We start from the raw sequence: 25810 nt of genomic DNA, 5'->3' as shown, positions 1-25810 counted from the left end.
CAGCAGCAACAGCAGCAACAAAAGTCTCAGAGTGATGCTAAACAAGAGCAAGGTCAGCAGTCACAAAACCAGCAAGAACCTGAAAATAAAAAAGAAAATCAGAAATCTGAGCGACAAAAAGCCAAGCAAGAAGAAGAGAAACAAGGCGAGCAAAAAGGTGAACCTATGCAGGCTCAAGCTCAGCCAGAGAAAACGCCTCAGGATGATCCTGAGTTCCGTCGCTTAGAAGCGGTAGAAAGCGCGCGTGACCCTAGTTTCTTGATTCGAGCTCAAATGCAGCTTCAAGCTCAACAAAAACAACGTCCGCAACAATCTAATAAGGAGTGGTAAATCCATGATGAAAAAAGGCGCAAAACTGGCCTTTGTTCTGATGGCCAGCCTACTGACTAGCTTTTCGGTTTTTGCACAAACCCTACAAGCTAGTGTAAACAAAACTCAGGTGGCGAAGAACGAAGTGATCAACCTAAGGATCATAGCAGATACCGAGCTTGGCTCAGATGCGATTGACTTCGATGCATTGAAACAGGACTTCTTTTTAGGACAACCTCGCTACGGCCGTTCTAGTAACAACATTAACGGCCACAAAACCGTTCGCACAGAATGGAGCATCTCGATTGCACCGATGAAAGAAGGCGTCGTCACCATACCGAGCTTTTCTGCTGATGGGATGAAAACTGAGCCAATTAAGCTTCGTGTGACAAAAGACAAAGGTGAGCCAAATCTCGACGATTTGTTTAGCTTTAACATGAGCGTGGATAGTCACACTTTGTACCCACAGCAGTCAGCGACACTTCGCATGCAGTTGGCGATCAAAGTAGACCCTCGTCGTTTAGATAATCCACAAGTCGTACCGCCAAGCATTGATGGGATGAAAATTGAGCCAGCCAGCGATATGAAGCAGGCACAACGCATCATTGATGGCTTAGAAGTGACGGTCGTAGAGCAAGCTTTCCGCATTACAGCCGAACAACCTGGCACCTACACGCTGAATGGCCCGAAATTGACGGGTTCTTACATCTATGGTGACAGCCTAACCGGCTCAACCAAGGTCATGCCAATCAATACTAAAACTGAGCAAATACCGATTACTGTAAAGCCTATCCCTAAAGACTTTAAAGGTAACTGGCTGCCAGCTTCTGCTTTAGAATTAACGCAAAGCTGGCAAGATGAACAAGGCAATCCGCTATCAGCAAATGCCGTCAGCACAGTGAAACAAGGCTCTTCAATTACTCGTACGATTCGTATTCGAGCTCGTGGTACACAAGCGGAATATCTACCTCGTATTGGTATTGTCTATCCAAGCACACTGCGTGTTTATCCTGAACAACCTCAGTTCGAGACATCGCGTGATGGCACTGTCACCATGACAGTGAAACAGGTTTTGATTCCCACAGAAGCAGGTGATCTTACCCTGCCGGGCTACAGCCTAAATTGGTGGGACAGTAACCGTGACCAAGCGAGAAAAGCCGACATTTCAGCGTTAAAGCTAAAGGTAGAGAAAAGTGACAGTGGCTTAATCACGCTGCCAGAAAGTGCGTTGCCAGCACAACCAGCGACAACCCCAGCACCTGTGGTTCAAAGTGGTGTGGATACTATCTGGAAAACACTGACGTTCGTGTTTGGTGCACTTTGGCTTGTCTCATCAGCAATTGCGTTTGGGCTTTGGAAAAAGCGCAGAACCGTAAAGCCTGAGAAAGTCGAGACTTCAACGCACGGCTCATCTCTGCAAGATTTGGAGAACATCATCAAACAAGGTGATAGTGCCAAAATTGAAAGATCGGTTAACGACTACTTAAACACACATCACTTCAACAGTGAATCCGAAGCGACAAAAGCCGTGAAAGAGGAATTGAATGTGATGAATCAAGCTCGCTTTAGTGCCACTCAGCAAGAATGGAAACCAGATTCTCTGCTCACTAAGATCAAGCAACTGACCAAAGAGAAGAAGAGTAAGCCTAGCCACCAGCTAGAAAAGCTCTAGTCGCAGGTGAGGCCTGATTAATGAAAATGGCAGCTCTTATTGAGCTGCCATTTTTGTATCTATTCGTTCAGCAACGATGGCTTAAGCGACAATTTGACTTGTCAGTTCACAGGTTCGAACACAGTTTCGGCCACTGTTTTTTGCTAGATAGAGTGCTTTATCAGCCAGTTGGTATAAGTGATCAAAATTAAAGTCTTTGCCTTGTGCTTGATAACGCGAGTAACCCACTGAGACAGTAAGCAATTCTCCTTCTGGGTTATGGCAATGTCTTATGCCTTCTTCTTCAATGCATTGGCGAATACATTCAGCTCTCAACCTGACCTCTTCTTGGTTTGACCCAATCATCAACAAAACAAACTCTTCACCGCCAATTCGGCAAAAAACTTCGTCTTCACTTTTTGTATGATGGTCGAGAATGTTGCCAATACGCATCAACGCAATGTCGCCTTCTAAATGCCCATAATGATTGTTAAACAAGCCAAAATGGTCAATATCGATAAGAATCAACCCAAACGACATCACTTCGTTATGCTCAAGAGAACAGTACTTTTGCATAACGTGTTCTAGCATACGTCGGTTACCCAGTCTCGTTAAGGGGTCGAGCTTAGACAAGACTTCCAATTGCCGATTGGCTTCTTCTAACTCTTTAGTTCGGTTCTGCACTTCGAGCTCTAGATTCTCATTGAGCTCTCTGATTGCCTCTTGTGCTTGTGTACGTTGCAACACTTCAACCAAGCTAGAAGCAAACATCCGAATCACTTCACGCAGTTGAGAAGTCAAAGGTGCACGGGTTAACAAGTTATCGACCGCGATGAACGCAATTGGCCCACTGCTGTTTGACGTCAGCACTGTCATGGCCGCCCAACCAAAGCCGACGATATTGCAATCATGGTAAATCGGAACGGATTCTTCGAACGCCACTTCATTGGGCATGGATTTAGCTAAGTTAATTAAAGAGAAGTCTTGGGTTTCCCCAAAAAAATACGACTCATCAACCACATTGCCTTGAATATCAGTTCCCCAAGTCCCCTGCATGTAAGAGCAGTTTTCATCGGTCAAAAACACCGCCATACGGTCAATGCCTAGATTTTTAATGGCGAACGTCACGGCAGATTTGCAAACATCACTCACCGTCGTACAGCGTGATAACTCAACCATGCTCGAATGCAGCATACGTACGTTTTGCTCTTGGCGTTTGCGAATAAAGATTTGAGAGAAAAGCGAACCAAATGATTCCAGCATCTGTTTTTGATAGGCAGTGACGGGTTTTCGGTGAATAAAGTTATCAAGCGCAAACCAACCAAATGGCTCATTTCCATCTCTTAAAATCAGCATTGCATTCCAGCCCTGCCCCACAACTTTACCTGCGGTATAGATAGGCGCATCCTCTACAATAACGAGGTTACGATCCAAACTGGACAGTGATGCAATGTACTCTTCACTTAGTTGATGAAGATCATATTGGGTGTGGAATTCATCAATGGTGATGCCATCCTCATTCGTTCCATAAGTGCCACTGAAACTGCGCTTTTTCATGTCCAGTAACATTAACGTGGAGCGGTCAAAACCTAGGTGCTCTCGCAGTGCTTCCACCGCTTTCAAATAAAGATCTTTCAGTGAATCAGGGTTAGAGATATCTAACGCAACCTGCTGGACAAGCTTCATGTTTTCAATAAAACGTTCACGCTGCCCAAGCTCATCGACATACTGCGCTTCTCGCACATCGCGATGCTTCATTTCTAACGAGGCGTGTTTTTCTGCGCGGACACACTGCCAACGCGCCGCTGAGAGTTGCATTGCGTCATAGCTTTCTTCATAAATATTGTGTGCGCTGCGAGCTTGAACGTTTTGGATCAGTAGGTAGGTACGTTTAATCGGTGTGTTGTCGAGCATCATGATATAGCTCTCGCCACCGAGGTCTTGGACATGATTCCAATTGCAGGTATTGATGGCCAGAGGAATGATGCTTTCTGAGGTATCGAATTGGTTAGCCCAATCCCAGAATGCTTCTGGATAATTTTGGAGAGGAAAGAGGTCACCCCGCGAGAATCGAACCGTCCAAGAAGGGTTGGTCAGCGGATCATCAAAGATCGCTATCGCACTGGGGGAAAAATGCTGCTCTAGATGTTCGAATATGGCTTCAGCCAATAACCTATGGTCCCTTGTGGAAGAGACCGTTCTTGTAAAACTCTTTAAACTCACCTGACCAACCTAATCTACTTTTTTATCCTCGATAAAAAACTACTTAGGGGTGGATATGCAATCAATGGAATCCAAGTTGAGCTGTTAAGTCATTCGCAAAAAATATGGACTTAATTTCACATTCGAGAACCCTTCAACATTTTTAGACAGGTGTTTCATCCGGATTACATACTGCAAAAATATGCGCAAAAATGAATCAACATGAACATTCTTAATATTGGTGTTTTTCAAGTCCAAAAATAAAAAAGGCCCCTCATCAAGAGGGGCAAGAGTACCATCGCTTATAGTTATTTGTGTATATGCCAGTAAATGTGTGGATTAACCGAAGTCACCGTTTACGTAACCTTGAGTACGGTCGTCTTGCGGGTTGCTGAAGATAACTTGTGTATCATCGTGCTCAACCAGTTCACCCATAAGGAAGAACGCAGTGCGGTCAGAAATACGACGCGCCTGTTGCATTGAGTGAGTCACGATAACGATGGTGTAGTTCTTCTTCAGCTCTTCCATCAATTCTTCGATTTTATGCGTCGCAATTGGGTCAAGTGCCGATGTTGGTTCATCCATCAGAATCACATCAGGCTCCATCGCGATTGTACGTGCGATACATAGACGTTGCTGCTGACCACCAGATAGACCAAATGCATGTGACTTAAGACGGTCTTTCACTTCGTCCCAAAGCGCTGCGCCGCGAAGTGAGCTCTCAACCACTTCATCAATGTGCTTCTTGTCTTTGATGCCTTGAGCGCGTAGACCGTAAGCCACGTTCTCGTAGATGCTCATCGGGAATGGGTTTGGCTTTTGGAATACCATGCCCACTTTGATGCGAAGGTCAGCAACGTCAATATTGCCGTAAATGTCTTCGCCATCCATTGACAGCTTACCCGTAATCTTTACGCCTTCAATGAGATCATTCATGCGGTTCAAACAACGTAGTAGTGTTGATTTACCACAACCAGAAGGACCGATAAGCGCCGTCACTTGGCGAACTGGAATTGGCAGGTTGATTGATTTCAGTGCTTGGTTGTCACCGTAAAACAGGTCTAGGTTTTCAATATCAAACTTGTTCATTTTCTTAATCTCTTAAATCTTGAATTCGTGTCTTTTAACGTGCGTTCTTAATTCGTTTTGTTAGTAAGTTGCGGTGTTAAAACGTCGTGCAATCAGTTTTGTAAACATGTTGATCAGTAGAACAACAACAATCAGAACTGTCGCCGTACCGTAAGCCTGATTCCATTCTTCAATGGTAAACAGTTCGGTAGTCAGTTTGTATAGGTGAACGGTTAGCGTACGACCTGAATCCAATAAAGAATCCGGAATACGTGCAACCATACCTGCTGTCAGGAATACTGGAGCAGACTCACCAATGACACGACCAATACTTAGAATGACCGAGGTTAAGATACCTGGCATTGCGCTCGGAAGAATCAAACGCCAGATAGTGTAAATCTTAGATGCACCTAGGCCGTAAGAGCCTTCGCGGTACGTCTGTGGTACTGCCATCAACGCTTCTTCCGTGGTACGGATGATAACTGGCAGGATAAGGATACTTAGCGTCAATGCACCCGATAGAATCGAGAAACCAAGGCCAAGAATCGCCACGAAGAAAGTCATACCGAACAGACCGAAGATGATCGACGGGATACCCGCCAATGACTCAGTACAGAATCGGATGATTTTCACCAAACGACTGCCCACTTTCGCGTATTCGGTCAAGTAGATTGCCGTCATGATACCGAGTGGTGCTGCCACTGCGATAGAAGCGATAACCATGTAAATTGTCGCCACAATCATTGGGAAGATACCGTGCTCTTCACCTGTGCGCGTGTAGTTATCAGTAATGAAGTTCCAATCTACGTGTTGTAGACCGTTTGATAGGATGTACCAGATAATCCAGAACAAGAAACCTACCGTTAGTGCTGCCGAGATCCAGACAAATGCGTTAAAGACATTATCTTTGAACTGGCGTGCTTTTTTCAGTTTTGCGCGATCCATAATAGTCACCTTTAACGAGCGATTACTTCGCTTTTTCTCGGTTTAGGTACAGTAGTACAGCGTTCAACGACATGATGAAGACCAGAAGTACCACACCTGTAGCGTAAAGTGCGTTCGCGTGAACACCACTTGCGTAAGACATTTCAATAGCGATGTTTGCGGTTAGCGTACGAGCCGAATCAAGGATGCCTTCTGGCATTGCCGGCGCGTTACCCATTACCATGATGATCGCCATGGTCTCACCCAACGCACGACCGATACCCAGAATCACACCTGTCATGATGCCTGAGCGAGCCGCTGGAACGAGCAATTTAAAGATGGTGTAGATTTTCGATGCGCCCAGTGCCAAAGAACCTTCTTTGTAGGTACGAGGAACAGCGCGGATAGAAGTTTCAGATACCGTAATTACCGTTGGTAGAATCATCACACCAAGAACAATGATACCGGCCAAGATAGTGTTACCTGCTGGTACATCGAATACGTTCTGAATCAATGGAACGATAATAACCAGGCCAAAGAAACCGTAAACCACCGAAGGAATACCGGCTAGCAGCTCAACCGCTGGGCGGATGATGTCAGCTAGACGCTTTGGTGCGATTTCAGCGATGAAGATAGCGGTTAAGACACCAACTGGAACACCGACTAAAACAGCGCCTGCTGTCGAAACGATAGAAGCAACAATCATGGTTGCAACACCGTACAGTGCCGGTGGTAGCCAGTTTTGGCCTAGAACGATGCCCGAGACGCCCGCTTCTTGGAATGCTGGGATACTCTCTCGAACGATGAAGTATGCGATAACTGCTAATGATACGATGCCGATTACAGCACTCGTTAGGAACAAGCCGTGGAAGATGCGCTCTCTCCAGTCTACGCGGCGTTTTTCGCGTAGGCCTGGCTTGCTGATCGCTTTTGCGTCAGTAGTCATAAGCTTTTCACTATTTGTTGCGATGGTCATAAAAATCTCACGGTTCTTGGCAATAGCGTCGAACACAATGGATAGAAAAGGCTCAGCCCGAAACGTTGGGCTGAGCAAACTTTAGAGTCCCGATAGGATTAGTTAACTGAGATGTAACCTTTTTGGTCAACTAGCGCTTGCGCTTCGTCAGTTAGCATCCAGTCTAGGAATTTTTGAGTTTCAGCTGATGGCTTGCCTTCTTTGTAAAGAACAAGGAATGGACGAGCAACTTTGTAAGAACCGTTCTTCACGTTGTCTATAGAAGCTTGGATGCCATCAATTGGAAGTGCGTTTACAGATGAATCAACCGTACCTAGAGAGATGTAGCCGATTGCGTATGGGTTAGAAGCAACCATTGTCTTCAGTGCGCCGTTACCGTTAGCAACTTGAGCACGTTGAGAGATTGCAGAAACTTTTTTACCAGAAATCTTCATTTTGAGAGACATGATGTCTTCGAATGCGCCACGAGTACCAGAAGCCGTGTCACGAGTGATAGCAACGATTGGCTTGTCTGCACCGCCAACGTCTTTCCAGTTTGTTACTTCACCTTTGTAGATTGCAGTAACTTGCTCAGCTGTAAGGCCAGTAAGTTTGTTTTGTGGGTTTACAACAACTGCGATACCGTCTAGAGCAACCGCTTCTTCTTTTAGCGCTGGCTCTTTTTCAGAATCTTTTAGGTTACGAGAAGACATACCTAGGTCAGCAGAACCGTTCTTCGCTGCTTTAACACCTGCAGATGAACCAGGGCCTTGAACTTCGATAAATACGTTCGGGTTTGTCTTCATGTATGTTTCAGAGAAAACTTCCATCAGTGGAGTTACGCTGCTAGAACCCACTGCAGAGATAGTTTCTTTAGCAGAAACAGGAGTCACTGCCATTGCGCCTAGAAGTGCGATTGCACCGATTACTGTCTTTTTCATCACAATTTCCTTTAAGTGGCCTTATTGCCGTTGTGTTTCACTTGAACGGTGCTCACTTTAGAATCCAAATATGACAGTTGTGTTTCACTTAGTTGAAAGCTCTATGACACGTTGTCATTTCTGCTTAATAAATCGGCAATCAAACTTTATTTACTTTCGAGCTCAAAATACTTTGCAATGATTTGGTTATAACAAAATGCCAAGTACATCGCTTTTAATATATTTCATAACAAATAAACATCGTTAAATGATTGATATATCAAGCCTAATAATTAGAATCGGGTTGCTTTATTTACAAAAATGATAATAGTTCCAATCTTTAGAGGGTCAATCATGCGTCAATTACTTAGTACGCTGTCTATTAAGTCACAGGTTTTCGTGCCCGTACTTTTTACTGTCATACTTCTCATCGTCGGTTTGAGCATAGGCATAGGAAAGTTAGAACAAGCATTCGACAAGGTGACGGTTTCCACCAATAACCTTATCGTGCATAAAGAAGAGTTAAGCTCCATCGTAGACAACACTTACGCGATGCGCATTAAAGCAATCTACAGTCTCTTCAGGGCTGAAGATGTCAAAACACTTAACCAACAATTACAACAACGTCAGGCAACCAACCGAGAATTTCTCAACTCCATCGACCAAATTGAAGGCATTCAAACTGAAGTGAACGCCATGCGCGATGCCATGAATCATTACGTCGATTTTACTCGTGTCACCATGACGCCACTTCTTAATACCAAGCATTCTTCTGATTACACCACGTCCGATTTTGACCGAGAGTATGAAACCGCAATGGGTCAATACCGCCTTGCCGGTGAAGCCATGATCAACGCCATCGACAACTTGTCTAAGAAGCTCAATCAAATCGTTACTGACGAAGTCGAAGAAAACGGTGTTCTTCACTCCACCACATTGACCTACAGTACGGTCTCTCTGGTGATTATTCTTTCTGTTGCTTCTTTGATCAGTTGGCTATTGGCAAGCTACATTGTGGCCCCAATCCGTAACCTACAAGAAACCATGCGAGAAGTCGCAAAAGGTAACTTGTTGGTAGAAGCCGACGAAGTGGGCAAGAACGAAGTCTCACAACTGGCGCATGACGTAAACCAAACCATCCACCAGCTTCGTGGTACGGTCGACTCACTGATTCGAATCAGTGAAGATGTTGCGTCAGCGTCGACCGAACTGGCAACCGTGATGACGCAAAGCAGTGCAAACTCCGATCAAGAGAAGCAAGAAGTGGAACAGGTAGCATCCGCAATTAACCAGCTTGAGTCCACAGCGGCTGAGGTTTCAAGTAATGCACAACAAGCAGATAGCGCTTCGAATGAAGCAAGTAAGCTGACTTCTCAAAGCTTAAGCATGTTTGAAGAAAGCACGCGCGCGAGTACCAAAATGGCAGATCAACTGAATGAAGCCGCACTCGTTGTCACCTCGCTTAAAGATCAGTCCGAGCAGATTGGTAAAGTGATTGAAGTTATTGAGAGCATCTCTGAGCAAACCAACCTACTTGCATTGAATGCGGCGATTGAAGCAGCACGAGCGGGAGAAAGTGGTCGAGGCTTTGCCGTGGTTGCTGACGAAGTGCGTATGCTGGCAGCGAGAACTCAAGAATCAACCAAAGAGATCCAAACCATCATTGAAGAGCTACAGCAGCAGTCTGGCCACGCCAATGAAAGCATGCATTCAAGCTTAGCCATGTTGGAAGACAACCAAGCGCTTGCTGCAGAAGTAAGTCGTTCACTGAGCGACATCAACAGTGCGATTTCAGATTTGAATGCGATCAACACCCAAGTTGCAACCGCTTCTGAAGAACAAAAGCAAGTAACGTCGGACATCAATAACAACCTGAGTACCATCTATGAATTGGTGAGTCAGAACGTCACTGGTATCACTCAATCAGCCGCAGCGGCGCAAGAGCTGTCTGGCTTAGCAGAAAACCAAAAGCACCAACTTAAGCAGTTCCAAGTTTAAACACTCTGCTCAACACGATAAGTTTCAAAGGTTAGAAAAGAAAAAAGCTCCGCACTGGCGGAGCTTTTTAATATCTGGATTAGAGAAAATCCAACGGTGTGATTATTCTTCGCCAGTGACCAGTAGAACAGAGAAAGTGTTCGTTGGCTCTAGTGGGCTCCAGTTGTAAACCTCACCATTCACTGAATCAAACACCATGACGTTTGAACCATCACCGTTCGGAGTGTTACTCCAGATGTAACCTGCATAATCACCCACCTCTAGCGTGTAGCCACTTGCGAATGCAGTGCCGTTCATCGCAGGGCTGTGGCAAGCACGTTCCGTCAACGCGACCAACTCCTTAATGTTTGGTAAGCGCCAATTCTTTTTGCCAGCGAAGTCATGTAAAGCATGGTTACCTGATTCATTGCGGATTTGCTCAGCGGTTGATAGCGCTAACTGCCATGACATCTTAGTCGCAACGCCATCACAGGCTTCATTTGCCGCATTCCACGTTGAGCCAACAGGGCAACGCATCCACGTTAGGCCCGTTTTTAAATCCGTGACCGTCCCAACATCAGAGTAAGTGTAACGAGAGTTAGGCGCTGTTTTTCCAAAATCAGTTGAACATTCTTGTGCCGCCATGACTGCTTGAGAAGCCAAGACAAGAGATAGCGCGGTAATTAGTTTCTTCATCTTATTGGCCCTTAACTGCTACTAGACGGATTGGGAATTGGAATGACGTGCCAGTGTCACGCTCCACTTTGTCAGAATAAATTTCTACAAAGCTGACGTAACCACGGTCAGCGCCTTTCGCAGCAACTACTGCAAACTGAAGCGCACCTTCGTAGTTAAAACTAGAGTAATTGTTAAATGTGAAATCACTTAGCCAAATAGCACCTGATTCAACATCTGGGCTGCCCTTACCCTGTTGAGGGAAGTAAGCTGTCGTCATACCATAGACATTGCCGTCGGCATCTTTCTCTGTCTCACCTAAGTCGAGAACATCGTAGAACTCTTGGTATGTTGGTAGGCGCCAATCAGTAATGCCACATAGTGATTGCTTGTTTATATGTTCAACATATTGGCTTGTTGAACAGATGCCATCAGCAGCATCCACACAACCAACGACTTCAAGATCTTCGTAATACGGTTTGAATGTTGCTGACTCATACACGAATGTACGATCTTTAAATTGAACCGAGCTCGCATCCGCACTCTTGTTTTCCCAAACAAGACCAGTACGCTCGTCCATAGTACAAGCCCACTCAGTCGCATCTGCAGCTAAAGCAGCACCTTGTGAATCTAGCTTAACAAACTTAAAGCCTGCGCCTGTCGACGTTTGCTTGTCCTCTTTGTCGAAGCCGTATTCCGCATCTTGACCAGGGTAAGAAGCTTGAACCTCAGCAACGTCTGCTGCGCCATCAGCAAAATGAAGAACGGCCCCCGTATCGTTGCTACCAACCGTTTGTTCAGCAACCGCTGCAATTTCTTCAGCAAATGCACTCACTTGAGCTTCAGACAGAAGATCTGAGGCCAACGATTTACCTTGGAAGCTAAGGCTTTGAGCAAGCAACGCTACGCCTTTGGTCATTTGTTGTGGTTGCATCGCAGCTAATAGTGCAACCGTGTTTTGCTCTAGCTTGTCTAGCTCGCTGGCTTCTGCGTTAGACATCACCGTACCAGACAGAGAAACGCCGGCATCGGTGAGTTGCGCTTTCACAATCTCTTCAGCTTGAGCAACGGTTTTACCGTCAACCACAAGACCTGCGAGCAACGTTGTTACACCATTGACCGTGTTACCCGTTGCTAAGTTTTGGCCCGGAGCCGCAAGACGCAACGTTTGGTTCGAACCTTGATTAACTTGAGCAAGAATGGTGCTGGTTAGTAAGTTTTTGTCGCTTGAAGTCAGGCTAAATTTACCGGCATTATCCGTTTTAGCACTCGGCTCGGTCGTATCACAAACGTAGTTTTGGTTTAAATCGATGCACACTGGCGTATCAAGAAGTGTACCTGCAGAAACGATGGTGCCAGCTACATCATAGGTCGGTGCCGACGTGTCACCACCAGAACCACCGCCACAGCCAGCTAGGGCTAGTGACATAGCAACGAAAGAATATTGAAACTTCATAGATTTTATCTTCTTTTGATTTTAATTAACGAGAGCGAATCACTCTCACCATTGAAAGCAGGAAAAGTCCTAACAAGGTCCAAGGCGAACCACTGCCACCTGAACCACCACCACTGCTTTCTTTAGTGGTATCAGCACTGCACTGATACTGAGCAAAGTGACTCACACCCCACTCTTTCAACACCCCAGAGTTTCCTGACACGCGGTCAGACACTTCGAGACGCCAAGTTCCCCAACTCGGTTGACCGACAAGTGCTTGTAACTCCTCGTCATACTGAGCTGTGAAGTAACCTTTAAATCCATTGGTATTGCTTGATTGATGGCTAAGTAGCACGACCGATTTGCCTTGTGGAGACACTAGCGTCACTTGCAGATCCTGCAGTGAGTCATGTTCAATGTTCAGGTAAACCGCAAACGAGTCATCAATCGTGAGTGACTTGTCCGATAGCGTCTGAGAGAACAGCCTGTCGCCCTGCTCTGGCAAAGCGGAATTCACTGATTGAGGCTGGATATCAAGCTCTGGCGTACCATTAACCAGCATCACCTGTTCACTCCACTGGTGAGTCTTTAAACCTTCTGCAAATTGGTAATCCAATGAAATAGAGGAATCGAATTGCGTGCCACACGTCAGACCGCTTGGTAACGCCACCTTCATTGAGGTCGAGTCAGAAAGCGTTTCATCAAAGTCGAAAACGGATGCGTTGTTTAGCTGCCATTGCCCTTTGATGCTCGCTTCGCGGCCAGTTTGGCTCAGGCTCACACCAACGTCTTGATCTTGTGCGATGTATCGAGCGTCATAGCGAACACGAAGAGGCGCTTTAAGTAAGTTGTGTTTGTTGAAGCTGTCTGTCAGGAATTGGGCATAGTCTTTATTTGGGAACAAAGTGTTTGCGGCAAACACGGTCGATTCCGCCAGATCATGCATTTTCACGCCACGACCAATGCCGTACATGCCTTCAAGTACAATGGCGTCAAACTCACGGAACACGTTATCGGTATCATCACCGTATCGCTCAACCGATGCTTTAAGTGCTTGGAACAGTGGCGTTGACCATAGCTCGTCGCCTAGTTCACCGCCCACACTGACGTGCGCTGGATACTCTGAGCCCTCGAAGTAACGCGCTCTTTGGTTCCATAAGCTACGAGTTGTTTTGCGTGTTCCGAACACACCGTCCCAGTTGAACACCGTATCTAACTCGAATTCTTGACCACGACGCGAAGCATCCAAATATTGAGTGCGGTAGCTCGCACTGCCCGCCCAGTAATCAGCAAAACCTTCTGCGATAGCACCAGTGTGACCGTACGCCCAATCCGGTACGATTTGGTAATGAATGCCATGCCCAAGCTCATGTATCACGACATCAGCATCGACTGCATCCGGAGAAACACCACCGACACCCAGCATGAGAGCTTTCGGACCGTAATAGTAAGTCGAGTTATCTTTTGATAAACCGCGAGCGTCAAAACGAAGCGGTTCATCAAACAAGTCGTAAGTCAGGCTTGTCAGATATTGGATCGAGCTATCAAGATGATAAAAAGCCATCAACTGTGGGAACGCATTGTCACCAAACTCGGTGCTTTGCATCTCATCAACACTGTCAAACGCTTGAACCCCTTCTGCGCTGAGAAAGTCCAACGTATCGAGTACAGGAGCTTCACCAGGTGCTGGGGCTGCAAATAAGCCCGTCGCATCCACTTGCTTCAATCTTGGGTTAGAGAGATAGAACTTACCGCCGGACTGTAAAACCTCAATCGACTTGGTTACGTACTCGATCGGCTGAGGGTAATCGGACAGTGCTGACCACGTCGATTCTGGTGCCGCTTGCTGTTGCATGGTACGAAGATCTGGGTTGAATAAAGAAACCTCAACATCAACCAGATTTCCAGAGCTCAAAGCCGGTGGCTCTTGTGCTTGCAGTTGGCGAGGCGATTCCAATTCCATTGCAACCGTTGGTTTACCGTTGCGAATTATCGTATCTTCAAGGCTCTTAAACACTCGCACAACGTGATGATTTTTATCGGTTGTTACTACGAGGGCACGCTGTGCTTGATATTCACCGTTTACCCAAACATCAAAATTGTAATGCTCACCAAGCTGAGACTGGGTTTTGTAACGGAACTTAAACTCGCCAGCTTCTGAGTAGTGGCTGTCTAGATAAGTTTTCGCTTGCGCTTCATTCGTTACCACAGAGTCCGTTGAGGGATAATCCCACTCTGCAGCCTGCGCCGCAGGGGTACAAGCAATAAGCAGCGAAAACGCCAATGGTTTTAGCTTCATGATTTCGTCCTAGAATTCGTATTTTGCATTTAGCGTGAAGTAGCGCCCAGGCTCAGTTGAGTAACGCTTACTTTCCTCAGCGATACCCGCTACGTCTTGGTATCGGATGTACTCTTTGTCGAACAGGTTGACGATGTTTGCGCTAACACGAAGTTCTTTGGAAACGTAGTAAGTTGCGCCAAGATCAAACGTATTCCACGCGCTTGTCTGCGCACACTCTGTCGCTAGGCCAAGCGTGGTCTGGCATTTAGGAACGCGATCCATAGCAGCGGCCCAGTTCCAAGCCACGTAAGCATTGAAGTCTTGGTTGGCGTATTTCAGTTGAGCGTTACCTTCGAATGGCGTAATGCTTCGAACGTATTCGCCTTCCGCGTCTTTGCCATCTACGTAGCCAAACTTAGTGCTGATGTCCCATTGTTTGGTGAGCGCGTACCCCGCAGAAAGCTCTGCGCCATAAGTCTCTACGCCATCAAGGTTTTGGTACTGTTTGATGTAATTACCAGTGCTTGAGTCAAAGCCTGTGGTCACAACATCGATGAAGTTTTCAAACTTGTTGTAGAACACAGACGCATAGACATGCGCACGACCGTTATCGAACTTGTTACCAATTTCAAATGAGTCCGAAGTCTCAGCTTCTAGGTCTAAGTTAGGTGCGATAACAAAAGGCGTTAGTGGTACGAAATCATGGTTCACGAAGCCATATGCTTTGTCGTATTCCGGAGCACGGTAACCGTGGTTGTACGACACATAAACGATGTTGTTGGCAAACATTTCACGAGAAACCGACAGGCTTGGAGACACCTCCGAGCTATCCATGTCCTTTAATGGGAAGCCGCCCACTTCTCCCTCACCATCCGGCGTTAGACGGTGCGCATCAAAGCGCAGGCCGCCTGTGATGGTCCATTTATCCAGTTCCACCATGTCTCGAACGTACAAACCAATGTTATAAGCACGAGCAGGAGCGAAAGGTTGTTTGGTCGAAGGCGTTACCCCGTTCCAATCAATCTTGGAATCGCTATCTGTGCGTTCATAATAGTCAGTAGAAAGCTCGACACCGTAAGCCAACTGGTGCTCTGCATTTGCTGCATAAATCGTATTGGTGAAGTCACCACGGAAGCCAATTGTCTCGTCAATGAAGGTTTTGTGTTCCAGCTCGCGACGTTTGGTGATCAAACCATTGTGATCCACTTGGCGCATTAAACGGTTGGTGTCTTCCACGACTTCGGTGTGACGCCAGTAAACTTTGGTATCCAACTCTTCGAACCAAGTTGGATTAATCGGTGTCACCTCTGCACCAATGTAAGCGCTGTACTCTTCGGAGGTTTCATCTTCAGCAAAGTCTTCAATATGCCAGATGCCATCAGGTTGAATGGACGGTGAACCCTCCAAACGCTCTTGATTCTGGGTGTAGAGTTCCGCTTTGGCTTTCAACATCACCTCTTCATTGAAAAAGTGGTTGATTGTATAAGCACCGCTGTAACCATCTAGGTCGCGGTTATACAAATCTTCATCAAAGTTACGTGTCTCTTGCCCTTGCCAGTATGAAACGTTGAACAAACTCTCTGTATCACCGGAGCGGAAAGCTAGATTACTCGTGCCTTTGTACTTGTTGCTGATATCGGTGTAAGTACCGGAAACATCGGTGTAGAAGTCTTTGTCTTTTAAGAAATCACCCGGCTGACTGGATTCTAAAATCACCACACCGCCGATCGCGCCAGAGCCATGCACCGAAGAGCTTGCACCTTTAATGATTTGCAGCGATTCAAAATTGGATAGATCAAAAGTATCTCGCCCAACTGCATCATTAATGTCATTCGCACCGAAGCCATCCGCAGAACGAATGCCATCACGAACGATCATAATGCGGTTACCTGTCATACCACGGATGGTAATGTTTTGCGGACGTCCTGCACCGCCCGTCACGCTTACACCAGGTTCGTTACGTAGCACATCATAAAGCTCGGCCTCGCCTCGTTCTTCGATTTGCTCGTTTGTGATAACCGCGACACTACCTGCCACTTTTGACAATGGCTGATCGATTTTATTGGCGGTTACAACCACCTCTTCCATTGAGAAAACCTTAGATTCGGCGTGCACTTGACTGGCAGCAAGTACCGAAAGTACTGCCGCTGACACAGGGGTAAGCTTCATTTACTGCTCCGCTTTAGATGTTTTAATTAGTGATAGTAGAAATGCGTATTCCTTCGCTTGTTGCTCTCTTGCCTGCCTTGGATCCATGCGGTGGCCAGAGTGAAAATCCGTTTGCAACAAATAAGGGCCTGTCGATTCACTGGTCGACGAAATTTGAGCGAGGTACTTCGCGCCTTCCCAATAAGGCACACGTTGGTCGTTTAATCCGACTTGAACCAACATGGGTGGGTAAGCGTCTTTGTGGATATTGAGAATAGGATCATAAGCTTGCATCGCTTTGAGCTGCTCTGGGAGTGTCGGATTCCCCCATTCCCCATATTGTTGTGCGGTAAGTGGTAACGTCGTATCGGACATACTGGCAACGACATCGACAAATGGAACCTTCATCACCGCGCCAGCAAACAAGTCAGGATCTTGGTTGATCGAGCCGGCAACTAAAGTACCACCAGCACTCGATCCAATCGCGTAGACATCACGTTCACCACCATCAAAGTGTTTAAGTGCTTGTGCAGCCACCGTGAAATCATTGATAGAGTTAGCTTTAAGAACGCCTCGGCCTTGCTCGTGCCAGTCGGCACCAAAGTAACCGCCACCACGAACATGCGCTATCGCGTAGATAACGCCTTGATCCAGTAAGCTCACGGTTTGAGGCATGAAGTAAGGTTTCATGGTAAACCCGTACGCGCCATAGCCGTACAGCACAACAGGAGCGTTGTCGCTGAGCTTATCTTTGCGATAAGCAAGAGAAACCGGCACTTCCACACCATGACTTTTGACCATAATGCGTTGAGAAACATAATCTTGGCTAGAGAAGCCGTGATAAATATCTTGCGAGAGATTTGTCTTTGTCAGTGCTTTAACATCAAACTCTTCCCACAACGGCGGTGTCGTCATCGACATACTACGAATGCGGATTTTGTTAGAGCGGTAATCACCAAGAGTGCTCAACCAAGCAACACGCCCTTCCGACTCTAACGGAAGCGTTTTTTTCGCGGTGCCATCATAAGAGTAAACCGAGATTGTCGTTTGATTGTCTTGCTTGGTTAATGCCACAAGTCCCGCATCGTACAAGTAAAATTGTTCTACGCCATTTTTTGAGCGTAAGAAAGACTTCCAATTAGACTCAACAGTGTCCGCATGTTTCTCGGGCATCGCAGTTTCAAACAAACCAAACTGACCATTAAGATTGCTGTTGATAAAGACTCTGTCTTGAGCAACATCCGCATAATACTCCACACCGGATTCTGGTTTACGTAGCGAGGTCGTTAGCTCTCCAGAATCAAGGTTTAGAATCTTTTGTTCAGTGGTCGATTCATTGTTACTTTGTACCAGTGCGAAACGCGCGTCGGCTGCTGGATAGAAGGACATGAGCCAATCGGTCTTGTCCTCTTGCCAAAGTACTTTCTGCTCGTTGGTTTGAGTATTAATTCGAACGATTTTGTAAGGACGTTGAGTTTTCGCTTCTTTTGAGACGGCGAAAGCAAACTTGCCATTTGGTGAGAGCAGAACCCCATTATCAATGTTGCTGATAAGTTCACGTGCTGCACCACTCTTTAGGTCAACCCACACAGCACGGTACTGCTCACTGCCATCAATATCTTCTGTAAACAACAAAGAATCGCCTTGAATACGCCATTGACCAATTTGGAAGTATTGACGTTCTTCTTGGCGAGAAGAGAAATCGTAAACCACTTTCTCTTGCGCGTTGTTATCAGCTCGCGAAAGCAAAACAAAGTTGCCTTGTCGACGAGTCAGGTTCCATTCTTGACCGTTTTTAATCGCCCAAGGCTTCTCGCCTTTTTCTGCTGCCATGGCTTCCCATTGGCTCAACAGATTTTGGGTAATCTCATCATAGCGTTTCTGAAATTGTTCTGTTTTTTGGTTCTGTTGCTTGAGGTAAGAAAGGACTCGCTCATCTTGTCTAGAATCGTCTCTCAGCCAATCAAAGTTATCCGAGGCAACACTGGGCATAGAGGTGACTAAAAGCCCCCAAAAAACATGACTAAATTTCATATAAATGGCACAACTATTTATAGGATTAATATTATTTCGCGTATTCTGCCCTTAAATAAAAATGAGATCAATTATCATTTACATATTTTCGTGACATTTTTATCGGTTTTTATTATGCCAAACGTTTAAATCATGGATAAATGCACTGTGATGCAAAGCTATTGTTAGATAAGTCATCTATTGCTATGCAATTAAGAATCTAGAAATGAAAACGTCACCTGAAGAAGGTGACGAGGGTAACTTTTTACTTTAGTCAGTAGCTCAAAAGAGGTAGGAAAACTAGAAAAGATGACTAGTTACAACCCAAAGTAAAGCAAGAAATCCAACAAAATAGAGGGAGGAAAAAACGACCGATTTAATCAATTCACCCATTTGAGACTTTTCAGTAATCATGTGAGCCTCCGCGATTGTGTACTAAGGTACAACTCACCAACGCTACGCAGAGAAACGCCAACATCTCAACCCAGACGCCTTTCTTTCCCCAACCTAACGATTTGCACTGCTGTTCTGTAAGGCTCAGATCGATGTCTTCTAACCACTGTTCTTCTTGATACATATTTTGTCTCCTCTTCTGGAAACCTATGCTAAGTAAAATTGGCGTTCAGAAAAATCAAAGACTATTTAACCCTTGTTTAGAACAGCTAAACAATAGTCGTGAGAAGGTAAATTTCAGATATAAAAAATCCGAGCTCGCAAGCTCGGATTTGAATTCAGTTAACCTCTAACGCTGAGTTGAAGATTAATCTTCAGCTTTTGGTTCCGCTGGCTTTTTCTTAGGAATAAACACGTTTTCACCCACTGCCACGTTTTGGTAGAAACCTTTATCGCGCTTAGCAGGTTTCTTCGCGACTTTCTTCGCTTGTGGGCGTGCTTTTTTGGTTTCGGTCTTCTTACCACGGAAATCAGGTTTACGTGGTTTCAAGCCTTTGAATTTACCCTTTAAATCTTCAAATACAGAGAAGTTCAAATCTTGCTGTAGGTAAGTTTCAACACGCTTAAAGCTGTCCCAGTCTTTAGGGCCAACAAGAGACACTGCGTCACCTTTGTTACCCGCACGACCAGTACGACCAACACGGTGCACGTATTCTTCTGTGTGCTTCGGCATATCGAAGTTGATAACGTGCGTTACTGTTGCGATATCAAGACCACGAGATGCAACGTCTGTCGTTACTAGAATCTTAAATACAGCACGCTCAAACTGACTCATGATGGTGTTACGTTGAGTCTGGTTCAAGTTACCGCTCAGCGCGACCGCTTTAAGCTTCTTCTCATTCAGCTTGTTCGTTAGACGCTCAGTGTCATCACGAGTTGCAGTAAAGATGATCACCTGACGGTATTCAGCTTCTTCAAGAACACGCTCAAGGATCGCTTCTTTGTGATCTAGGTGATCACACAAGTAGAATTTTTGAGTGATGTCTTTGTGCTCTTCGTTTGATACGCCGATCGCAATACGTTTTGGCGCATTCAGCATCTCTGATGCAATGTCATTCACTTCTGCGTGATCAAGCGTTGCTGAGAACATCAGAGTTTGACGACGACGGTGTTTCGCCGCTTTGTGGATACGACGAAGCTCTGGTGCAAAACCTAGATCGAGCATACGGTCAGCTTCATCTAGAATCAGCGTTTCCAAACCATCAAGAAACAGAGAGCGATGCTCTAGGTGGTCAGCCAAACGTCCTGGTGTTGCCACGATGAACTTCGGGTAGCGGCGTAGTGCTTTTACCTGATCGTTAAAGTTCTCACCACCAAGAATCAATGCTGCGTCATAACTCAGGCCACCAAGCATTGAACGAAGCTCGCCATATACTTGTTTTGCTAGCTCACGAGTAGGAGCAAGGATGACTGCACGAGGGTCTTTTGCAGAAAACGACTTCGTCTTTAGTGACTTGTGAAGCATTGGTAATACAAACGCCAAAGTCTTACCCGAACCCGTTTTCGAAGATGCCAATAGATCCTTGCCTGCAATCGCAACAGGAATCGCCTGCTTCTGAATGTCAGTCGCTTTTTTGAAATCGTAGTGTTTTAGGTTCTTCAACAATCGGTTGTCTAGGCCTAGATCTTTAAATTGCAAAGTATTCTCCAATAAATAGTCATCGTTTGAGCGCTTTTTCAGTGTCGTTTCCGCTCTAACGCAGCAAAAAATAAAAGCTCGGTATAATACCGCAAATCATAGGAGTATAGATAGAGATCACACAAACTAATTCCATTAGAAAAAATAAAGATTCATCTAAGAAACTTTCATTTGTGTAAATTTCGTCTAAATTATTGATATCAGGGACGTGGTAAAAGAGCTGCTGTACTACCCGATACTGGCGTTAAAGGTGAGTAAACGCTCACTTATGTAAACTAAAGGTTAGCGTCCGTATCAGGTACTCTATGAAATCCTTGGATTTTTTTGACTTTTGCTACATCATGTACTGATAGAATGTATTCACATTTACCACTATGACTATATGACACAAAACGTATAGCGTAGGAATTTAACTATAGGCAAGGAGTTCTAAAATGAACAAAACGTTGATCGCAGCTGCAGCAACTTCAGTACTTCTACTAGCAGGTTGTGCTTCTTCTGACGAAGCAGCAACAGCTACTAAACTAGACGAACTAAGCAACCAAGTTAGCCAACTAAGCCAAGACGTTCAGTCTCTACAATCTGACGTTCAAAAGTCTAACGACGCGGCTATGGCAGCTCAAGAAGAAGCTGCACGTGCTAACGAGCGTATCGACAACATCGCTCAGTCTTACACTAAGTAAGATGTGATTCCGCGCTTTAACGCTTGTTAAGGCGCGGTTATTTCTACTGGAACACCATTCTGAGCAGCAATCGTTGCTTTTGCTTTCGCATTCGTCATCCCATATTCATCCAACCACCAATTCAACTCTTGTGGAATTTGTAAGTGATCTTTCTCGCCGTTACTGCGAGTCAATGGTTCATGCGCCTCAACAAATACACTGCGGTCTGGTTCTAGCGTGACTTTAACCGGCTGATTGATGATCTTCACTTTTTCACCACGACGTACTTTGTCGAATAGCCACTCGATATCGTTAGGATCCATACGAATACAACCCGCACTTACACGCATGCCAATACCAAAGTCTTTGTTAGTACCGTGGATCAAGTACTCACCATGACCATACGCCAAGCGCAGCGCAAACATACCGAGTGGGTTATCAGGCCCAGCTGGTACGACTGCAGGTAGGTCAATGCCCTTCGCCTTGTATTCCGCACGGATAGATGAAGGTGGTGTCCAGGTTGGGTTTGGACGCTTCTGGCTGATGCTCGTTGTCATCTCTGGCGTGTCTCGGCCAATACGGCCAATACCTACCGGGAATACATGAACCACATTTTCTTTAGCCGGAAAGTAGTAAAGACGCAGCTCTGCCAAGTTGATAACGATGCCTTTATGGGGAACGTCTGGGAGAATAAGCTGAGTAGGAATAGTCAGGACGTGGCCTTCTTTTGGTAGAAAAGGGTCCACGCCTTTGTTGGCCGCCATTAACGCCAGCATGCCAACATCGTACTGCTTAGCAATGTTTGCCATGGTTTCGCCTTGTTCAACCACGTGGTTTTCCATGCGGCCTATGACGCGCGCCCCGTCCTCCGGCAATTCGTACATCTTTGCGAATGACAAACCACTCACTAAAGATAGCGATACAGACAACAGGGTTCGTTTAGCGATACTCATCGGACGCTTCTTGCTAGGCATCTCTCTCTATTCCTTGGCGTTTTTGAAGAGCCGTAAGGTTATCTCTCTTTCCACCTTGTGATCAACCATCGGCTTGTGATAATCCAGTAAATTAAAACCACTCCATAGCCAAGGGTTATGAATAAACTTATTCGGTACCTCTTTAATTTCCGGTACCCAATGGCGAACAAAGGTGCCATCAGAGTCAAACTTTTCGCCCTGACTGATAGGGTTGAAGATTCGGAAATAAGGTTGCCCATCACAGCCCGTAGACGCCGACCATTGCCATCCACCATTGTTGGCAGCGAAATCGCCATCCACCAGCTTACTCATGAAGTATGCCTCTCCCCAACGCCAGTCGATATGCAGGTCTTTAGTTAAGAAGCTCGCTACAACCATGCGTAGACGATTGTGCATCCAACCTGTCGTGTTCAGCTGGCGCATAGCTGCATCAACAATAGGATACCCTGTTGTGCCTGTTTTCCAGCGTTCGAAAGCTTGCTCATCATAAGACCATTGGATCTTCTCTTCCCACGGAATGAAGCCCTTTCCTCTAACAAGCTTTGGTTCAAACACCAATAAATGTTGGTAAAACTCCCGCCAGATAATTTCACTCAACCAAGTGGCTTTCCCTTCGGTGAGGTCAGGAAGTGGGTTTTCTGCATACAGCCTTGCGATACATTGTCTTGGCGACAGCGCGCCAATTGCGAGATAGGGAGATAACTGACTGGTGCCATCGACAGCAGGTAGATCCCTTTCTGCTTGATACGCATCGCTGCGCTCCCGGGCGAACTCTCTCAGTTGTTGAACAATATCTGTGGTTGATGCGTGCCAACGTTCGCTGGATTCGCGTGGGTAAGAAAAAGGCACATCGGAATGATAAATATCTGCTTCAACTGTCTGAAGCACGTCTTTGGACAGCTCGGCTTGCGGTTGTGGTTTGGACACCATTGGCATTTGGAATTTCAACAACCAAGCCCGCTTGAATGGCGTGAATACCTTGAAGTATTCACCTTGCTTGTTTAATACCGTGGTTGGCGCATGAACACATTTGTCATGGAAAGCTTCGAACGTGACGTCGCTTTTAGCAAGAACCTCTGAAACCTCTCGGTCTAGCGCTTGTTCATTGACCTCGTAATGGATGTTCGCCATGACGCTTTCTACGTTCAGTGATAATGCCCACCCCTTAATGACCTCGGTCACGTCGGAAAATTTGGGTACTTCTTTGTACAAAAGCGGGACATTAAGCTCTGCAAGCTCTTCTTCAAGATGTGTCAAACGTCGTGCAATGAGATCCGCCTGCATGGGTGCCATGTGGTGTTCTTGCCATTGCTCTGGCGTTGCAACAAAACAGGCAACAACAGGCTGCCCAGAATCCAGAGCAGCCTTAAGCGCTGTGTGGTCTAACGTTCTTAGGTCACGTCGAAACCAAACCAGAATCATGTCGTCTCCTTACGAGGGTATTTTTAGGCAGCAAAGTGCAGCTTTTCGATCACTTCAGAAAACTGAATCTTTTCTGGAAGCTGCGTTTGCAGTGTGGTTAGCACTTCCACTTGCTTAATAGGCAGTGCTTTGTTTGAGAAGAAGTGGACGAATTGATAACGAGAGAGCACGTCATGGTCAATCAGACCAGAAACGTCTTCTACTTTATCGATCAAAGTAATGTGATAGCCCTGTTCACACAGTTTTGCTGCTTGTACCCAACTCTCTGAATCACGTGCTTGGTCAAAGCTAAGCAGTAAGCATTTGCCCTTTGAGGACGCTTTGTTTTCAGAATCGACAACCAAGGCCAATCGAGTGATCAAACAAGTTTGGAACAACCCCAATTGAAGAGAACGCTGCGACACTTTCACTAAGTCTAACGCTTCGAAAACTGGGTTTATCAGCTGTTCTATAACAATGTTAAGTGGGTATTCCTTTAATACACCAGATAACAAGGTTTCCGTTTTGCCACGGTTGAGTTCGGACAGGGCTTTCAGCACAGCTTCGGCTTCTTCCAAGCGCTGAACGTCAGAGGCGACGTCAACATCAGACTCTTGACCCAATAATCCCTTAACTTTGCCAATCGCCACTCCCTTAGCAAGCCACCCTTGGATCTCACGGATCGTATCTAGGTCTTGTTGGCGGTATAGGCGATGGCCTTTTTCTGTTCTCTGAGGTTGAATCAAGTTATAGCGTCTTTGCCAAGCTCTCAGGGTGACGGGTTTTACGCCCGTCAACTCTGATACATCTCTAATTGCGTATAGTTTTTCTTCTTGGCTACAATCCATAACGTAGTCTCATCTCCTGCGGGTATGGTTCTAAATATTTTTGTTTTTGTAGGTACTCATCTGGGTACGCATTGAGATAGTGCTTAATTAAGGTTAACGGGGCAAGCAATGGTAACAGGCCAGTTCGGTAGTCACTGATAACCGTCGCTAACTCTGCTTTCTCATCACTGTTCAGCGAACGCTTAAAGTAGCCTTGTAAGTGCATCAACACGTTTGTGTTATTTTTACGGCTCGCTCGGTTTTGCAGTGCCTTCATTAGGCCAAGGCGATATTCGTTGTAAAAGTCTTCGATTTCATAGTTCGCAACATCAGCAACTAATCGGCCTAGAGATCGGTAAGATTCTGGGTGGTGCGCCATCAGTGTTAGCTTGTAACGAGAGTGGAACTCGATGATCTTGCCACGAGTTGGCTCGCCGCCCATTGACTCATAAAAGTCGTTCAAGCAGTAAACGCGAGTAATGAAGTTCTCTTTCAACACAGGGTCATTTAAGCGACCATCTTCTTCTACTGGCAACCACGGCATTTTTTCCATCAAAGTTTTGGTGTACAAACCAATGCCTTCTTTTGCAGCACTGTTCTTGCTGTAAACCTTCACTCGTTCCATGCCGCAAGTTGGAGACTTAGCACACACGATGTAGCCGCACAGGTGTTCCCCTTGGAGCTCGTTCACTTTGTTTTCTGAGTACGTCAGCATTTTATCGGTATGATCGTTTTCGGGATTCTTTGTTTCGACCAATGCAATACGCTCTTCGTTGCTCACTAGACGAATGGTTGGGCGAGGCACTGTCATGCCAACACCGACTTCCGGGCATACAGGCACGAAGCTGAAGTACCCATCTAATTCTTTAGTAACGAAGTTGCTGATTTTGTGCCCAGAGTCGAAACGTACACGTTCACCTAACACACAAGAGCTGATACCTACTTTGATTGACGATTCCATGATGACGCATCCCTATACAAAATGTTTTGTTGTATAACTTATAGCAAGCCTTTCCAGATTGTACAAGAAAATAAATTGTACAATTTAACCGTTTTACTCACTTGTACAGGAATTCGATCAGCACAATTTCAGAAAAAATTTAGGCGAAGAAAGGAAGAATTTGTGCGCGCAATCGACAAACTGCTCAAAAGCAAATCGATTGCCTTTTTGCTTTCAACAGATTTAGTTATCAACAGAATATTTAAACACTAAAACCGACCGTTTTGTGACTTAACTCTCAAGTCCCCTTACCCTGTCCCGATATTATGGCCTCAACGAAAACGAACAAGTTCAAC

At 45.7% G+C, this 25810-nt stretch carries 19 protein-coding genes and 1 pseudogene; 4 read left to right on the top strand and 16 right to left on the bottom strand.

Annotation, left to right across the window (positions count from 1 at the left end; genetic code table 11):
• Together H735_RS21175 and H735_RS21170 are read left to right on the top strand one after the other, a co-directional pair.
• A pseudogene (locus tag H735_RS21175) lies at nucleotides 1–330 on the top strand (hypothetical protein); the annotation flags it as partial.
• Between the two features lie 4 nt (nucleotides 331–334).
• A complete protein-coding gene (locus tag H735_RS21170; protein WP_020197855.1) occupies nucleotides 335–1981 on the top strand; it encodes a BatD family protein in 1647 nt (548 codons plus the stop codon).
• A gap of 81 nt (nucleotides 1982–2062) precedes the next feature.
• Here H735_RS21170 and H735_RS21165 read toward each other — a convergent pair whose 3' ends face one another.
• The 5 genes from H735_RS21165 to H735_RS21145 form a co-directional block, all read right to left on the bottom strand.
• Entirely contained in the window at nucleotides 2063–4129 is a 2067-nt protein-coding gene (locus H735_RS21165; protein WP_020197854.1) for a sensor domain-containing diguanylate cyclase, read from the bottom strand.
• Between the two features lie 372 nt (nucleotides 4130–4501).
• Complete coding sequence (pstB, locus tag H735_RS21160) at nucleotides 4502–5251, bottom strand: phosphate ABC transporter ATP-binding protein PstB (RefSeq protein ID WP_005441058.1); 750 nt, start codon at nucleotides 5249–5251, stop codon at nucleotides 4502–4504.
• 60 nt (nucleotides 5252–5311) lie between these two features.
• Nucleotides 5312–6175 carry a phosphate ABC transporter permease PstA gene (gene pstA, locus H735_RS21155; protein WP_005441059.1) on the bottom strand — a complete coding sequence of 288 codons (864 nt, stop codon included), beginning with the start codon at nucleotides 6173–6175 and terminating at the stop codon, nucleotides 5312–5314.
• Nucleotides 6176–6197: 22 nt separating this feature from the next.
• Nucleotides 6198–7130 carry a phosphate ABC transporter permease subunit PstC gene (pstC, locus tag H735_RS21150; RefSeq protein WP_020197853.1) on the bottom strand — a complete coding sequence of 311 codons (933 nt, stop codon included), beginning with the start codon at nucleotides 7128–7130 and terminating at the stop codon, nucleotides 6198–6200.
• A 98-nt stretch (nucleotides 7131–7228) separates the two neighbouring features.
• Nucleotides 7229–8050: a phosphate ABC transporter substrate-binding protein gene (locus H735_RS21145; protein ID WP_020197852.1), complete on the bottom strand. Its 822-nt coding sequence runs from the start codon at nucleotides 8048–8050 to the stop codon at nucleotides 7229–7231.
• A 333-nt stretch (nucleotides 8051–8383) separates the two neighbouring features.
• Here H735_RS21145 and H735_RS21140 point away from each other — a divergent pair, with 333 nt between their 5' ends.
• Nucleotides 8384–10027: a methyl-accepting chemotaxis protein gene (locus H735_RS21140; RefSeq protein WP_027726841.1), complete on the top strand. Its 1644-nt coding sequence runs from the start codon at nucleotides 8384–8386 to the stop codon at nucleotides 10025–10027.
• 102 nt (nucleotides 10028–10129) lie between these two features.
• Here H735_RS21140 and H735_RS21135 read toward each other — a convergent pair whose 3' ends face one another.
• The 7 genes from H735_RS21135 to H735_RS21110 form a co-directional block, all read right to left on the bottom strand.
• The gene (locus H735_RS21135; RefSeq protein ID WP_020197850.1) at nucleotides 10130–10702 is read right to left on the bottom strand and encodes an Lcl C-terminal domain-containing protein; all 573 of its coding nucleotides are present in this window, start codon (nucleotides 10700–10702) and stop codon (nucleotides 10130–10132) included.
• Between the two features lies 1 nt (nucleotide 10703).
• Nucleotides 10704–12137: an Lcl domain-containing protein gene (locus H735_RS21130; protein ID WP_020197849.1), complete on the bottom strand. Its 1434-nt coding sequence runs from the start codon at nucleotides 12135–12137 to the stop codon at nucleotides 10704–10706.
• 25 nt (nucleotides 12138–12162) lie between these two features.
• Entirely contained in the window at nucleotides 12163–14415 is a 2253-nt protein-coding gene (locus H735_RS21125; protein WP_020197848.1) for a proprotein convertase P-domain-containing protein, read from the bottom strand.
• Nucleotides 14416–14424: 9 nt separating this feature from the next.
• A complete protein-coding gene (locus H735_RS21120) occupies nucleotides 14425–16566 on the bottom strand; it encodes a TonB-dependent hemoglobin/transferrin/lactoferrin family receptor (RefSeq protein WP_042980344.1) in 2142 nt (713 codons plus the stop codon).
• A complete protein-coding gene (locus H735_RS21115) occupies nucleotides 16567–18579 on the bottom strand; it encodes a prolyl oligopeptidase family serine peptidase (protein ID WP_027726847.1) in 2013 nt (670 codons plus the stop codon). It abuts the gene before it with no gap.
• 382 nt (nucleotides 18580–18961) lie between these two features.
• Entirely contained in the window at nucleotides 18962–19135 is a 174-nt protein-coding gene (locus H735_RS31455; protein WP_009704941.1) for a hypothetical protein, read from the bottom strand.
• 183 nt (nucleotides 19136–19318) lie between these two features.
• A complete protein-coding gene (locus H735_RS21110) occupies nucleotides 19319–20662 on the bottom strand; it encodes a DEAD/DEAH box helicase (protein WP_005441090.1) in 1344 nt (447 codons plus the stop codon).
• Between the two features lie 422 nt (nucleotides 20663–21084).
• On the opposite strand from H735_RS21110, the gene H735_RS21105 reads away from it, so the two are divergent.
• Nucleotides 21085–21333: an Lpp/OprI family alanine-zipper lipoprotein gene (locus H735_RS21105; RefSeq protein WP_005441096.1), complete on the top strand. Its 249-nt coding sequence runs from the start codon at nucleotides 21085–21087 to the stop codon at nucleotides 21331–21333.
• A 26-nt stretch (nucleotides 21334–21359) separates the two neighbouring features.
• Here the strand turns inward: H735_RS21105 and H735_RS21100 are convergent, their stop codons facing one another.
• Genes H735_RS21100 through H735_RS21085 form a run of 4 tightly spaced genes read right to left on the bottom strand, consistent with a single transcriptional unit; the run spans nucleotide 21360 to nucleotide 25475 of the window.
• Nucleotides 21360–22286, bottom strand: coding sequence for a L,D-transpeptidase family protein (locus tag H735_RS21100; RefSeq protein ID WP_005441098.1), 927 nt, complete (start codon nucleotides 22284–22286; stop codon nucleotides 21360–21362).
• A 6-nt stretch (nucleotides 22287–22292) separates the two neighbouring features.
• Nucleotides 22293–23708, bottom strand: coding sequence for a deoxyribodipyrimidine photo-lyase (gene phrB / locus H735_RS21095; RefSeq protein WP_020197888.1), 1416 nt, complete (start codon nucleotides 23706–23708; stop codon nucleotides 22293–22295).
• Between the two features lie 23 nt (nucleotides 23709–23731).
• On the bottom strand, nucleotides 23732–24535 hold the full coding sequence (locus H735_RS21090; RefSeq protein ID WP_020197887.1) for a MerR family transcriptional regulator: 804 nt from the start codon (nucleotides 24533–24535) through the stop codon (nucleotides 23732–23734).
• Nucleotides 24525–25475, bottom strand: coding sequence for a YbgA family protein (locus H735_RS21085; RefSeq protein ID WP_020197886.1), 951 nt, complete (start codon nucleotides 25473–25475; stop codon nucleotides 24525–24527). Before H735_RS21085 ends, H735_RS21090 begins: the two co-directional genes overlap by 11 nt.
• Nucleotides 25476–25810: the final 335 nt, after the last annotated feature.

It is taken from the genome of Vibrio owensii CAIM 1854 = LMG 25443 (genome assembly GCF_000817815.1).
Lineage (GTDB): Bacteria > Pseudomonadota > Gammaproteobacteria > Enterobacterales > Vibrionaceae > Vibrio > Vibrio owensii.
This window is presented reverse-complemented; position numbering and strand designations above follow the sequence as displayed.

What these genes read in the sequence shown, in the direction of transcription:
- phrB (WP_020197888.1), bottom strand. Translation starts at nt 23,708, where the DNA reads ATGATTCTGGTTTGGTTTCGACGTGACCTAAGAACGTTAGACCACACA.
- H735_RS21085 (WP_020197886.1), bottom strand. Translation starts at nt 25,475, where the DNA reads ATGGAATCGTCAATCAAAGTAGGTATCAGCTCTTGTGTGTTAGGTGAA.
- H735_RS21090 (WP_020197887.1), bottom strand. Translation starts at nt 24,535, where the DNA reads ATGGATTGTAGCCAAGAAGAAAAACTATACGCAATTAGAGATGTATCA.
- pstB (WP_005441058.1), bottom strand. Translation starts at nt 5,251, where the DNA reads ATGAACAAGTTTGATATTGAAAACCTAGACCTGTTTTACGGTGACAAC.
- H735_RS31455 (WP_009704941.1), bottom strand. Translation starts at nt 19,135, where the DNA reads ATGTATCAAGAAGAACAGTGGTTAGAAGACATCGATCTGAGCCTTACA.
- H735_RS21120 (WP_042980344.1), bottom strand. Translation starts at nt 16,566, where the DNA reads ATGAAGCTTACCCCTGTGTCAGCGGCAGTACTTTCGGTACTTGCTGCC.
- H735_RS21100 (WP_005441098.1), bottom strand. Translation starts at nt 22,286, where the DNA reads ATGCCTAGCAAGAAGCGTCCGATGAGTATCGCTAAACGAACCCTGTTG.
- H735_RS21135 (WP_020197850.1), bottom strand. Translation starts at nt 10,702, where the DNA reads ATGAAGAAACTAATTACCGCGCTATCTCTTGTCTTGGCTTCTCAAGCA.
- H735_RS21125 (WP_020197848.1), bottom strand. Translation starts at nt 14,415, where the DNA reads ATGAAGCTAAAACCATTGGCGTTTTCGCTGCTTATTGCTTGTACCCCT.
- H735_RS21115 (WP_027726847.1), bottom strand. Translation starts at nt 18,579, where the DNA reads ATGAAATTTAGTCATGTTTTTTGGGGGCTTTTAGTCACCTCTATGCCC.
- pstC (WP_020197853.1), bottom strand. Translation starts at nt 7,130, where the DNA reads ATGACCATCGCAACAAATAGTGAAAAGCTTATGACTACTGACGCAAAA.
- H735_RS21105 (WP_005441096.1), top strand. Translation starts at nt 21,085, where the DNA reads ATGAACAAAACGTTGATCGCAGCTGCAGCAACTTCAGTACTTCTACTA.
- H735_RS21145 (WP_020197852.1), bottom strand. Translation starts at nt 8,050, where the DNA reads ATGAAAAAGACAGTAATCGGTGCAATCGCACTTCTAGGCGCAATGGCA.
- pstA (WP_005441059.1), bottom strand. Translation starts at nt 6,175, where the DNA reads ATGGATCGCGCAAAACTGAAAAAAGCACGCCAGTTCAAAGATAATGTC.
- H735_RS21170 (WP_020197855.1), top strand. Translation starts at nt 335, where the DNA reads ATGATGAAAAAAGGCGCAAAACTGGCCTTTGTTCTGATGGCCAGCCTA.
- H735_RS21130 (WP_020197849.1), bottom strand. Translation starts at nt 12,137, where the DNA reads ATGAAGTTTCAATATTCTTTCGTTGCTATGTCACTAGCCCTAGCTGGC.
- H735_RS21140 (WP_027726841.1), top strand. Translation starts at nt 8,384, where the DNA reads ATGCGTCAATTACTTAGTACGCTGTCTATTAAGTCACAGGTTTTCGTG.